This window comes from Enterococcus sp. DIV1375a, from assembly GCF_051712205.1.
Taxonomy (GTDB): Bacteria; Bacillota; Bacilli; order Lactobacillales; family Enterococcaceae; genus Enterococcus; species Enterococcus faecalis.
In genome coordinates this window covers 1123822-1137128 of sequence record NZ_JBIOOM010000001.1, presented here as the reverse complement: position 1 = coordinate 1137128, position 13307 = coordinate 1123822, and the positions used below count along the sequence as shown (strand labels likewise).

The following is a 13307-nucleotide window of genomic DNA, read 5'->3' as shown; positions in this document are numbered from 1 at the left end:
TGCTGAACTATTTTTTTTATTGTTTTCTTAAATCATTTAAAATAGCCATGGCTCGGTCTTGGTTCATCGTTTTTTGACGTTTTAATTGTTGAGCGACTGCCTCAACTTCTTTACCAGTAGCTCCGACCGTCATCGCTAAAGAACGTGCTTGTAGAGCCATGTGTCCTTTTTGAATTCCTTCAGAGACTAAGGCCCGTAACGCCGCTAAATTTTGTGCCAAACCAACAGCCGCTACTACTCGACTTAGTTCTTTTGCATCCGTCACTGCTAACAAATCAGCGGCTGCTTGAGATTTAGGTAAGACTTTTGTGGCACCGCCAACCGTGGCTAAAGCAAGCGGAACTGAAATTTCACCAATTAGTTGTTCGCCATCCAGCGTCCAACTAGTCAAACCTTGGTAGCGACCTTCCTTCACCGCAAAAGCATGACAAGAAGCGCTAACAGCGCGTGTATCATTTCCTGTAGCTAAAACTACAGCTTCAATGCCATTCATGATCCCTTTGTTATGCGTGACTGCCCGATAAGGATCTAATGAAGCATAGCGTGAAGCTAAAACAATTTTTTCAGCAATTTCCCGGCCATTGCTCCCCTTACTTAAACGTGAAACTGGAATAGCCGTTTTCATCGTAACAACCGACTCCGTGGCATAATTACTTAAAATACTGAATAAAATCTTTTGCTCCGCAAACCATTCACGGAACAACTCGGCCACACCTTCCAACATAGCGTTAACGATATTTGCCCCCATTGCATCCTTAACATCTACTAAAAAGTCGACAGATACAAATGATTCATCAAAAGCACGATATTGCAAATCTCTTAAGCCGCCGCCGCGTTTAACGATAGATGGATAACTTAACTCTGCTTGTTGAAAAATTTCCGTTTCTCTTACTTGTAGTTCATCAATCAATGACTCGGCGTCTGCAACATCGTAAAAAACGATTTGTCCACGCATTAAACGTTGTTGATTCACTGTTTTAAATCCTTGTGCTATTTTTGCACCATTACTCAAAGCCGCAATCACTGAGGGCTCTTCTGTCGCCATTGGTACCAAATAATCAGTTTCGTCCACTGTTAAATGTAAGCCAACGCCCATCGGCACTTCTGTTTCACTGATTTGATTTTCAATCATATGATTGGCAATCTGCGAAGATAAAGCCGTATTTTCAAATTCTTTTTTTGTATCAGCAGAAATCTGGCCTTCATTAAGAAGAGAAGCCAGGCGTTCCTCAGGACTCATTTGATAAAATCGGCTGTTTTTTTTTTGCTGAGGTCTCTCTAGTAGCATAGCGAGTCCTAAGCCACCGCCGATACATAAAGAAGCCACTCCATATTTCTTTTCTTTTTGATTTAATTGATAACTTAAACTCGTTAATAAACGAGCACCTGTGGCACCAATCGCATGACCTAATGAAATACCGCCACCATAAATGTTGACCTTTTCCTCTGGTAAAGCCAGTTCTCTTTGGACCACGATTGAAGTTGCTGCAAATGCTTCGTTGATTTCATACAGATCAATTTCTTCCGTAGTAAGTTGATTGCGCGCTAACAGTTTTTGAATGGCTTTAATCGGCGAAATTCCCATATAGGCTGGATCAATACCGACTTCCACACTGTCTCGAATAATAGCTAAATAAGGAAGACCGTGTGCTTCGGCATATTCTTGTGAAGCAATAATCAAAGCAGAAGCCCCATCATTAATGGTTGATGCATTCCCTGCTGTTACAGTACCGTCTTCTTTAAAAACTGTTTTAAGCGTTCCTAGCTTCTCAACGCTCGAATTAGGGCGAATCCCTTCATCTTTCTCCACAAGCGTTCCTGATACTTCTAATGGGGCTATTTCGTCAGCGAATATCCCTTCTGCTTGTGCTTGAGCTGCTTTTAATTGTGAATGTACAGAAAATTGATCTTGCTCTTCTCTAGTTACATGATACTTTTCGGCCACATTTTCAGCAGTTAAGCCCATTGCTTGACCACTAAAGGCATCCGTTAACCCATCGTACATCATACTAGAAAAAGGCGCATCATAGCTTTCTGTTTCGTAATTAAAACGTTGTAATTTAGGTGCTTGGGACATATTCTCAATCCCGCCAGCAATTAAAACTTCCGCTTCTCCTAATTGAATCAATTGTTTCGCCAAAATAACGGCCTTCATTCCTGATCCGCAGACCTCATTAACCGTCATTGCGGGAATTTCATGAGACAAACCGCTGTTTATTGCTATTTGTCGTGCGGGATTTTGGCCATTTCCAGCTTGTAAAACATTTCCAAAGATTACTTGATCAATTTCTTCAGAAATAGTGGAATGTCTTTTTAAAAGTTGTGTTGTAACATGTGTTCCTAAGTCTACGGCACTTACTTGACTTAAGCTGCCTTTATATTTTCCAATTGGTGTTCGTAATGCATCAATAATAACTACTGTTTTCAACTAAATGCACCTCCATCTTGAAATATATCATAAAATCCCAGAATCACAAGTGCCAATTACTGAATGTTAACAGACTTATAAGATATTTTTTAATAATCTATGAAGTTAATACAAAAATTCCCCATTTTGGTTCATTTCGTGCTATTTTATATAATGAATCTATTTATCGTAAAGGAGTTAAAGAAATGACAATTGGGATTGATAAAATTAGTTTTTTTGTGCCCCCTTATTATATTGATATGACGGCACTGGCTGAAGCCAGAAATGTAGACCCTGGAAAATTTCATATTGGTATTGGGCAAGACCAAATGGCGGTGAACCCAATCAGCCAAGATATTGTGACATTTGCAGCCAATGCCGCAGAAGCGATCTTGACCAAAGAAGATAAAGAGGCCATTGATATGGTGATTGTCGGGACTGAGTCCAGTATCGATGAGTCAAAAGCGGCCGCAGTTGTCTTACATCGTTTAATGGGGATTCAACCTTTCGCTCGCTCTTTCGAAATCAAGGAAGCTTGTTACGGAGCAACAGCAGGCTTACAGTTAGCTAAGAATCACGTAGCCTTACATCCAGATAAAAAAGTCTTGGTCGTAGCGGCAGATATTGCAAAATATGGCTTAAATTCTGGCGGTGAGCCTACACAAGGAGCTGGGGCGGTTGCGATGTTAGTTGCTAGTGAACCGCGCATTTTGGCTTTAAAAGAGGATAATGTGATGCTGACGCAAGATATCTATGACTTTTGGCGTCCAACAGGCCATCCATATCCTATGGTCGATGGTCCTTTGTCAAACGAAACCTACATCCAATCTTTTGCCCAAGTCTGGGATGAACATAAAAAACGAACCGGTCTTGATTTTGCAGATTATGATGCTTTAGCGTTCCATATTCCTTACACAAAAATGGGCAAAAAAGCCTTATTAGCAAAAATCTCCGACCAAACTGAGGCAGAACAGGAACGAATTTTAGCCCGTTATGAAGAAAGCATCATCTATAGTCGTCGCGTAGGAAACTTGTATACGGGTTCACTTTATCTGGGACTCATTTCCCTTTTAGAAAATGCAACGACTTTAACCGCAGGCAATCAAATTGGGTTATTCAGTTATGGTTCTGGTGCTGTCGCTGAATTTTTCACTGGTGAATTAGTAGCTGGTTATCAAAATCATTTACAAAAAGAAACTCATTTAGCACTGCTGGATAATCGGACAGAACTTTCTATCGCTGAATATGAAGCCATGTTTGCAGAAACTTTAGACACAGACATTGATCAAACGTTAGAAGATGAATTAAAATATAGTATTTCTGCTATTAATAATACCGTTCGTTCTTATCGAAACTAAGTATTTAAATCCCCCGATTCAATCAACAAAAGAGCTAGACATTCAAGTTTTTGCTTGAATGTCTAGCTCTTTTTATGAAAGCCAAACTTCTTTGACCCCGTCTGTCACGGCGATACCATCTGTCAAAGCTAAACGTTGTGAATAAGAAACGTAGCCATAATAAACATCAACACCGCTGCCATTGTTCCAAGTAACAGTGATTTTAACATTTGGAGTAATCGATTTTGTAGCTGGTTGGGTCGTCGGGCGATAATTAGTCGTATCATAACTTAAAATAGTGCCCGAAGCTCCACTTATTTCGGCTTTTCCTGTGTAAATTTCGCCATTCGTATTCGTCTGCGTGACCGCTCCATTCGCTTCAATGATTAACCCCGCTTGCTTTTGATCTCCTCGTGGATAATAAAAAAGATACGTGGTTGCCCATTTAGCAAACTCATCTGGAATCGGTTTAAGTGATTCTGTTTGTGCCGGACTCGACTTCGTTTGCTTTTCAACCGCAACTTCTTCTTGTCTTTTTAAGCCTTCATTATTTTGATTATTTAGTTTCTCAACCGTTTCTTTAACGATCGAATAGTGAGGTTTCCCTAAATCGCTAACAGGGATCGTAGCTAATTTTTCTTCTGATTCTTTATATTGCCCCTCTGCCGTTAACTTTTTAGCTTCTGTAATAATGGCATCATACTTGGTTTGGTCTACAGAAGAGGATGTGCTTTGTCCCGTAGCTTCGACTTGTTTTGTGACACTGGTTTTTTCCGTGGTCACGTCTGACGAACTTCCACAAGCACTTACAAACATTGAGCTAACGATTAATAAACATCCCACAATCACATGCTTTTTCATCTTTAAATCCCCCATTTGTTTATCTTTGTTATTTTTTGTTACTTAAATTATCCCATAGATGAACAAAAGAAACCATTATTTATAAAAAAGTTTAGCAAGCGCTTCAAGAGAGGCACTTGCTAAACTTTTTTCTCACTGTTATTGATTGATTACTTTGACTAGTTCTTCAAATAATAATGCACTAGATGCTGCTCCTGGATCAATATGACCAATTGCTCGTTCCCCTAAATAAGAGGCACGTCCTTTTTTCGCCACCCAATCTTTTGTTGCTTCAGCAAATTGTTCAATTTTTTCTTCATTAAATTGTTCCGTTCCAATTACTTCAGCAACAGGTGCCCAGACATCAACCATCGTTTTATCTCCTGGTTCAGCTTTGCCGCGCATCTGAATCCCAGCTAGACCTTGCTGAACAATTTCTTTTAATTGCTCTGGCGAACTGATGGTTTCCAAATCTTTTGTCGCTTTAGTCATATTCATAAACGCAGTACCATATAAAGGACCGGAAGCTCCGCCAACTTTTGAAATCAAAGCCATGGATAGGACTTTAAATGTCTCCGTGATTGTTGTTGGTACTTTTTTGTCAAACGCAATTTTGTATTCAGCCATACCACGAGCCATGTTGTTACCGTGATCCCCATCACCAATCGGCGTGTCTAATTCACTTAAATAGTCTTTTTTTTCTTCGATAACTTTTGAATAATTGTCTAACCATGTTTGAATGTCTTTTACTGTTAAGTCCATCTTTTATCACCCTTACCAAGAAATTGTTGTTACATTGCTTTCTAGCGCTGTTTGCCAGTCTTTTGTCGCCAAGTCAATCATCGTTAAAGATAATCCTTGCATGTCAATAGACGTCATATAGTTACCCACTTTATGGAAGGTCACTTGAACACCTTTATCTTCTAATAATGTTAGCACGTCGTTCATAAATACAAATTGTTCCATTAATGGCGTGCCGCCCATGCCATTGACAAGTACCCCCACTGTTTGTGGTTGTTGTTCATAGCTACTTAATATTTTTTCAACTAATTCTTTCGCTAACTCTTTCGATGGTTGGATTTTTTCACGACGATAGCCTGGTTCTCCGTGAATCCCTACGCCAAATTCAATTTCATCTTCTGGTAAAGTAAAACCTGGTTTGCCAACTTCAGGCACAGTGGCTGCTTTTAAAGCCACTCCAATTGTTTTCGTGGCTGCTACAATCTTTTCTCCTAAAGAAACGAGCTCTTCTAAAGAAGCACCTTGGCGGGCATGATGTCCTAAAATTTTATGGACAAGAACAGTCCCGGCAACGCCGCGTTTCCCAGCGGTATAGGTGCTATCTTCGACAGCAATATCGTCATCGACAACGACCATTTCTACATGGATGTCTTCCATATCAGCCATATCTTTGGCCATTTCAAAGTTCAAAATATCGCCTGTATAATTTTTTACGATTAACAGAACACCGGCCCCTTGGTCTGCCGCTTGGATCCCTGTTAAAATTTGATCTGGTGTTGGTGAAGTAAAGACATCACCTAAAACTGCGGCATTTAACATTCCATCACCAACAAACCCAGCATGTGCAGGCTCATGACCACTTCCACCACCAGATACTAACCCAACTTGTTTGTTTGAGTCGTTGCGAGCAATCACGCGAGAATCTTCGACTTGATGAACAAGGTTTCCATAGCTTTTCACAATTCCTTGGAGCATTTCTTCGACAATTTTACCAGGTTCATTAATAATTTTTTTCATTTAGTTCCACCCTTTCTTACCAGCATTTTGAGCTTCTGCTAAAATTTGCGTCAAATCATCTGAGACACCTGCAGTAATTGCTGCCGCAAAGGCACCTTCAACCAATGGTGCATCGACTAAATGATAATGTTTCTGTTGGTCTTCTTCTAGCATATCAAAAGCTAATTCTGAACTTAAAACGGCACTGCCTAAATCGGCAAAAATTAAAAATTCTCGGTCAGAGTCCGCTTCGTTAATCGTGTCAATGATTTTCATTGGATCTGAACCTAATGAACCATCTGATGTGCCACCAAGTGAATGAATCGTAATTTCTTCACTGGCATTCATCTGTTCAATCATCTCTTTAATACCATCTGTAATCATTTTGCTATGTGAAACGAGTAAAATATCTGCTTTCATGTGGACACTTCCTTAATCTAATTTATGTCTTGTTTTATATTCTTGTCCGACTTTATCTGCAACAATGATTGCATTCGCTACTTCTTCAACGACAATTGGGAATGGCATTGAATGAATTGATTCTTCTGGAATGCAAGCAATTTTGGCTACTTCCAACGCTTCTTCATAAGTGATTTCATCGACACCAATGTCTGAAAGCGTTAATGGTAAACCTACAGAAGCGCTAAAGTCTAAAACAGCTTCTAATTCGTCTTTTGCTGCATCTTCTAATACAAGTTGTGCAATCGTTGCAAAGGCTACTTTTTCACCATGTAAATAACTGTGCGCACCAGGTAAGACTGTCATACCGTTATGAATCGCATGCGCTGCAGCTAAACCACCACTTTCAAAACCTAAGCCTGAAAGTAAGATATTTGTTTCGATAATCTTATTCAATGATTCAGTAACCACGTTTGCATCACAAGCTAATTTCGCTTTTAACCCATCTTCCTGTAGGTTTTCCCAGCAAAGTTTTGCCATGGCCAAAGCTGCATATGTGCCGCTAGCAGCAGGCGTTAAGCCTTCTCTTGAACCCATTGGCAAACTAGCATTAACCCGAGAATATGAATTGTGTGTTGCGCGTGCTTCAAAATATGTGGATAAGGCATCCCCCATTCCAGCAACTAAAAATCTAGTTGGCGCTTTGGCAACCACTTTTGTATCAACCATCACGACGCTTGGACTTTGTTTAAAGTAAGCATAATCATCAAATGAGCCATCTTCATGATATAGTACAGCTGAATGCGAAGTTGGTGCATCTTGAGCCGCAATCGTTGGTACAATAATTAAGTTTTCACCTTCTGCTACGACTTTTGAAGCATCGATTGCTTTACCGCCACCTAAACCAATGATACAGTCTGCTTGTTCTTTTTGTCCAACGTTTTGCAATCGCTTTGTTTCTTCACGCGTTACTTCTCCACTAAAGCCACCCTCTACGAAGGTAATGTCAAACTTTTTCGCTGTTTCTTCCAATTGTGGACGTACACGATCAACGTCAGCAGGATTTGCAATTAGTAACGCTTTTTTTCCAAAAGTTGAAACGAAGTAACCTAAGTTTAGTAATTCATCTTCCCCTTGAACATATTTCGTTGGTAAAATCAATGCTTTTCTCATGTTGATAGCCTCCTATATTTTGTTTACATACATAGTATAAAACGCTTTCATCAAAAAAGCATTGAACTTTTGGTATCGTTTTCTTGCAAAAAATGATAGAATTATTTTGTGAAATAATAAAATATTATGATTTTTAAACTTTAGATTGAAGGATTGCCTTATGACTGTAGAATTAAAAAATATTTTAGATTTAGAAAAGTGGGAAAAATTGCAAGAATCATTGGCCTTAAGCACTCGTTTAGCCATTATTTTAGTCGATTATAAAGGTCGTCCTGTGACGAAACATAGTCAAGTTCAACCCTTTTGCCAACTGGTACGTCACTCCCCTGAGCTCTCGAAACTTTGTGAAAAATGTGATGCTCGTGGTGGCTTGGAAGCTGTTCGCACTGGTCAGCCTTTTATCTACCGTTGTCACTTTAACATCGTTGATATGGCCATCCCCATTATTGTTGATGACCAGTATGTAGGAGCCATTATGGCTGGTGAAGTTTTGCTCGAAGATCACCAAGAAGAGTTAGAACAGGTTTTAACCATGAATGATGCCTTCATTCAAGAATTTTTAGTAACACACCAAGAGCTGTATCAACAATACCCTGTTTTAGAACTAGCAGACTTAGAAAAGAGCGCGACATTAATCGCTGATCTAAGCCAATATATTATTTCTGAAGCCATCAAAAAAGATTATTTAATCAATACGTACAAACAATCCTTACAGATTAGTTCGCGAAAAGAAGAGCTGGAGCCATTGAATATGATCCAAAAAGATATTCAACAAACTTTATTAACTGCTCAATTAACTCCTTCAAGTGCCTATCAAACTAAAAATAAGCAATTACAACCGGTTTTAGATGCCCTTTGGGAAAACAAATCGCTGCGTTTAAATTTACAAGAACTGGCAGACCTTGTTCATTTGACGCCGACGTATTTAAGTCGTTTATTAAAAGAGGAGTTTGGTATTCCCTTTAGTCAATTTTATCGACAATTAAAAATCACATGGGCTAAACAGCTTCTTTTGGAGACAGATAAAACGATCGCCCAAATCAGTGAAGATTTAGGGTTTGTTGAAGATAGCTATTTTGTCCGGATCTTTAAACAAGAAACGGGTGAAACACCCCTTAAATACCGTAAAAGAAAGAACAGAGCATAAAAAAACAACGACTCCTAGAAGTCGTTGTTTTTTTACACCTTTTGCTCTTGCTGTGGCTAATGCAACAAGTGCAAAAGGCGCATTATATCTGTCGTGCGACAAAGTGATACTATTAAATATGAATTGGTAAACCTAAAGCCAATTCAGCTGTATCCATAGTAATTTCGCCCAATGATGGGTGTGGGTGGATTGTTAAAGCAATGTCTTCTGCATTCATGCCAGATTCAATAGCTAAAGCTAATTCAGAAATCATGTCACTTGCACCGACACCGGCAATTTGTGCACCGATGATGACATTGTCTTCTACAGTTGTAACTAAACGCATGAATCCTTCAGTTTTATCTAAAGAGATTGCACGGCCGTTACCAGCAAATGGGAATTTGTAGCCTTTTGCTTCGATTCCCGCTTCTTTTGCTTCTGCAACAGTCATACCAACGCTTGCCAATTCTGGATCAGTAAAGGCAACAGCTGGCATTGCTTTGTAATCAACTGCAACTTTCTTACCAGAAATTGCTTCAGCAGCAATTTTTGCTTCGTAGCTTGCTTTATGCGCTAACGCAGCACCTGGTACGATGTCGCCGATTGCGAAGATGTTTTTCACGTTAGTACGTCCTTGGTTGTCAACTGGGATTAAACCACGTTCGCCAATTTCAACGCCCGCTTGTTCTAAGCCTAAGTCGTCTGTGTTTGGACGACGTCCAACAGTGACCATTACGTAATCTGCTTCAACACTTTCTTCTTTTCCGTTAACTTCATATTTAACAGTGACGCTATCGCCATTGTCAACAGCTTCTTTAGCCATTGCAGAAGTCACGATTGTTACGTTTTTCTTCTTGAAGTCGTCTGTGACAACTTTAACCATATCTTTTTCATAAGTTGGTAAAATTGATGGGCTACCTTCTAAAATTGTTACTTCTGAACCTAAGTTAGCATAAGCGCCACCTAATTCAGCACCGATGACACCGCCACCGATAATAACGAATTTTTTAGGAACTTCTTTTAAGTTTAAACCGCCTGTAGAATCTAACACGCGTCCGCCAAATTTGAATCCTGGGATTTCAATTGGACGAGAACCTGTTGCTACAATAGCATTATTGAATGAGTAAGTTTGTGCTGAGTCTGGGTGAATAACACGCAATGTATTTTCGTCAACGAAGAATGCTTCGCCTTCAATAATTTCCACTTTGTGTTTTTTCAATAACATGCCAACGCCGCCTGTTAATGATTTTACAACTGTGTTATCTTTCCAGTCTTGTGTTTTTGCAAAGTCTAATTCGACTCCTTTAGCTGTTACACCAAAAGTTGAAGAATCTTGTGCTTCTTGGTAATGATGTCCAGCAGCAATTAAAGCTTTTGAAGGAATACATCCAACGTTTAAACAAACGCCTCCGATGTATTCACGTTCGATAATCGCAACTTTTTGACCCATTTCTGCGGCACGAATTGCAGCAACGTATCCTCCAGGACCAGCTCCGATTACGACTGTATCTAGTTCAATGGCGAAATCTCCTACTACCATTTGTTAATCATCCTTCCATTAATAGTAATTCTGGATCAGCTAATAAGCGTTTAATGTTGTTCATTGCTTTTTGAGCAGTTGCGCCATCAACGATACGGTGGTCAAAGCTTAATGATAATTTCATCATGCGTCCCACAACGATTTCGCCGTCTGCATTAACAACTGGTTCTTGTGCAATTGTACCAACGCCTAAAATAGCAACTTCAGGGTAGTTGATTACTGGTGTAAACCAGCCGCCACCGACTGAACCAATGTTACTAATTGTGATTGTACCATCACGCATATCTTGTGCAGTTAATTTGCCTTCGATAGCCAATGCTGCTTTTTCGTTGATTTCATCAGCGATAGCAAACATGCTCTTCGTATTAGCATTTTTAACATTTGGTACATATAAGCCATGATCTGTATCAGTAGCGATACCAATGTTAAAGTAATTTTTGTAAACAATTTCTTGTGCTGCGTCATCAATTGATGCATTCAAGATTGGGAATTTTTGAACAGTTGAAGTCAATGCTTTTACAACGTATGGTAAGAATGTTAATTTTGTACCATTTGCAGCAGCAACATCTTTAAATTTCTTACGGTGATCCCATAATTTAGAAACTTCTACTTCATCATGTAATGTTACGTGAGGAGCAGTGTGTTTGCTGTTAACCATTGCTTTAGCAATTGCTTTACGTGTTGGTGTCATTTTTTCACGTGTTTCCATTTCGCCTAAATCAGAAGTAAAGGCTTTTGGCGCTGCTTTAGGTGCAGCTGCTTCCGCTTTAGGTGCTGCTTCTGTTGCGGCAGCTTCAGTAGCTGGTGCTGCTTGAGAGCCACCAGAAACAAAGGCATCAATATCCGCTTTAATGACACGGCCACCTTTACCAGTTGCAGTTACTTGTGTAATATCAACGTCTTTTTCACGCGCATACTGACGAACAGATGGCATTGCTAAAACGCGTTTGTTTGGATCAGCGGCTGCAACTACGCCTGTTGAAGCGGCTGGAGCTGATGCTTCCGCTTTAGGAGCGTCAGTAGCTGGTGCTGCGGCTGCCGGTGCTGCTGAATTATGACCAGGTGCGTCAATTTCAACTAACACGTCACCCACATTGGCAACTGTTCCTTCTGGTACAACGATATTTTTTACAGTACCTGTTACTGGTGACGGAATTTCTTCTACTGATTTGTCATTTTGTACTTCTAATAATGAATCATCTTCATTAATTGTGTCGCCCGCTTTAACGAACCATTTAACGATTTCGCCTTCGGCAATTCCTTCACCGATGTCTGGTAATTTGAATTGGAAAAATCCGCCAGCTGCTTCGGTTGTTGGTACAGCAGCAGGTTGTGCTGGTGTTTGTTCTTGTGCAGGAGCTGCTGGTGCTGCATCGTTATCTTCGTGACCAGGTGCGTCGATTTCGATTAACACGTCACCAACGTTTGCAACTGTTCCTTCTGGTACAACGATATTTTTTACAGTACCTGTTACTGGTGATGGAATTTCTTCCACTGATTTGTCATTTTGTACTTCTAATAACGTATCGTCTTCGTTGATTGTATCGCCAGGTTTCACAAACCATTTAACGATTTCGCCTTCGGCAATCCCTTCACCGATATCCGGTAATTTAAACTGATAAGCCATTTTTTAAGTCTTCCCTTCTTCGTTGGATCTGTCTATTTTCTTAGGAGCAAAACGCGGGGAAACGACTATAGTAGCTGAACATTTCATGCCTATAGCCGTAATCCACCTGTTTAATTCTTCGTTTATCTACTTCGAATAACTATTAAAATTCGACGATTTCTCTAGCTTTTGCTTCGATATCTTTCGCATTTGGTAACCAGATATTTTCTGCTTGTCCGAATGGGAAGATTGTATCTGGAGCAGATACACGTCCGATTGGTGCTTCTAATGATAATACGGCACGTTCAGAAATTTCAGAAACAACCATAGCGCCAACGCCAGCTTGTTTTTGTGCTTCTTGAACGACAACCACACGGCCAGTTTTTTCAACAGAGTTAATAATTGTTTCCACATCTAAAGGAGCCACTGTACGTAAGTCAATGATTTCTGCTGAAATATTGTCTTTCGCTAAGCTATCAGCTGCTTTAATCGCTTCACGAACCATAGCGCCGTAAGTGATGATTGATACGTCTGTTCCTTCACGAGTTACAGCCGCTTTATCTAAAGGCACTTCATAAGCTTCGTCTGGCACTTCCTCACGGAATGAACGGTATAATTTCATGTGCTCTAAGTAGACAACTGGATCGTTGCTACGAATAGATGAAATTAATAGTCCTTTTGCATCGTAAGGGTTTGATGGAATAACAACACGAACACCTGGTGATTGTGCGATTAATCCTTCTAAGTTATCTGAGTGAAGTTCTGGTGTATGAACACCACCACCAAATGGGGCACGAACAGTAATTGGCATATTACGAGTTCCACCCATACGGTAACGCGTACGAGCCATTTGACCAACGATTTCGTCAAATACTTCAAAAACGAAACCAAAGAATTGGATTTCAGGAACTGGACGGTAACCTTGCAAGGCAAGACCGAAAGCCAATCCACCGATACCAGATTCAGCTAAAGGTGTATCGAAGACGCGGTCTTCACCAAATTTTTCTTGTAAACCTTCAGTTGCACGGAAAACCCCACCGTTGTTACCAACGTCTTCACCGAAGATTAAGACATTTTCGTCTTTCTCTAATTCAAGAGCTAAGGCATCTGTAATTGCTTGGATCATAGTTTTTTGTGCCATT

General features: G+C 40.0%; 11 protein-coding genes. 2 read left to right on the top strand and 9 right to left on the bottom strand.

All coding sequences use genetic code 11. The annotated features are described in order from the left end of the window. Window positions 1–16: 16 nt before the first annotated feature. Entirely contained in the window at window positions 17–2428 is a 2412-nt protein-coding gene (locus IGJ63_RS05580) for a hydroxymethylglutaryl-CoA reductase, degradative (RefSeq protein ID WP_002397247.1), read from the bottom strand. 185 nt (window positions 2429–2613) lie between these two features. Between IGJ63_RS05580 and IGJ63_RS05575 the strand changes: the two genes are divergently transcribed. After that, a complete protein-coding gene (locus IGJ63_RS05575; RefSeq protein ID WP_002357756.1) occupies window positions 2614–3765 on the top strand; it encodes a hydroxymethylglutaryl-CoA synthase in 1152 nt (383 codons plus the stop codon). A gap of 72 nt (window positions 3766–3837) precedes the next feature. Here the strand turns inward: IGJ63_RS05575 and IGJ63_RS05570 are convergent, their stop codons facing one another. The 5 genes from IGJ63_RS05570 to IGJ63_RS05550 all read right to left on the bottom strand — a co-directional run bounded on the left by IGJ63_RS05570 (window position 3838) and on the right by IGJ63_RS05550 (window position 7893). Continuing rightward, window positions 3838–4620, bottom strand: coding sequence for a hypothetical protein (locus IGJ63_RS05570; protein ID WP_284955107.1), 783 nt, complete (start codon window positions 4618–4620; stop codon window positions 3838–3840). 123 nt (window positions 4621–4743) lie between these two features. After that, on the bottom strand, window positions 4744–5346 hold the full coding sequence (gene dhaL / locus IGJ63_RS05565; protein WP_010707623.1) for a dihydroxyacetone kinase subunit DhaL: 603 nt from the start codon (window positions 5344–5346) through the stop codon (window positions 4744–4746). A 12-nt stretch (window positions 5347–5358) separates the two neighbouring features. Beyond that, on the bottom strand, window positions 5359–6342 hold the full coding sequence (dhaK, locus tag IGJ63_RS05560) for a dihydroxyacetone kinase subunit DhaK (RefSeq protein ID WP_016627135.1): 984 nt from the start codon (window positions 6340–6342) through the stop codon (window positions 5359–5361). Continuing rightward, entirely contained in the window at window positions 6343–6741 is a 399-nt protein-coding gene (dhaM, locus tag IGJ63_RS05555) for a dihydroxyacetone kinase phosphoryl donor subunit DhaM (protein ID WP_002357762.1), read from the bottom strand. Window positions 6742–6753: 12 nt separating this feature from the next. Beyond that, window positions 6754–7893 carry a glycerol dehydrogenase gene (locus IGJ63_RS05550; RefSeq protein ID WP_002363858.1) on the bottom strand — a complete coding sequence of 380 codons (1140 nt, stop codon included), beginning with the start codon at window positions 7891–7893 and terminating at the stop codon, window positions 6754–6756. 160 nt (window positions 7894–8053) lie between these two features. On the opposite strand from IGJ63_RS05550, the gene IGJ63_RS05545 reads away from it, so the two are divergent. Next, window positions 8054–9040 (top strand): PocR ligand-binding domain-containing protein, encoded by a 987-nt coding sequence (locus tag IGJ63_RS05545; RefSeq protein ID WP_002382271.1) that lies wholly within the window; start codon window positions 8054–8056, stop codon window positions 9038–9040. Between the two features lie 112 nt (window positions 9041–9152). On the opposite strand, the gene lpdA is transcribed toward IGJ63_RS05545, so the two are convergent. From lpdA to IGJ63_RS05530, 3 genes are all read right to left on the bottom strand, one after another. Then, window positions 9153–10559 carry a dihydrolipoyl dehydrogenase gene (gene lpdA, locus IGJ63_RS05540; protein WP_002357765.1) on the bottom strand — a complete coding sequence of 469 codons (1407 nt, stop codon included), beginning with the start codon at window positions 10557–10559 and terminating at the stop codon, window positions 9153–9155. 7 nt (window positions 10560–10566) lie between these two features. After that, a complete protein-coding gene (locus tag IGJ63_RS05535; RefSeq protein WP_002357766.1) occupies window positions 10567–12186 on the bottom strand; it encodes a dihydrolipoyllysine-residue acetyltransferase in 1620 nt (539 codons plus the stop codon). A 142-nt stretch (window positions 12187–12328) separates the two neighbouring features. Then, window positions 12329–13306 (bottom strand): alpha-ketoacid dehydrogenase subunit beta, encoded by a 978-nt coding sequence (locus tag IGJ63_RS05530; protein ID WP_002357767.1) that lies wholly within the window; start codon window positions 13304–13306, stop codon window positions 12329–12331. Window position 13307 lies beyond the last annotated feature (1 nt).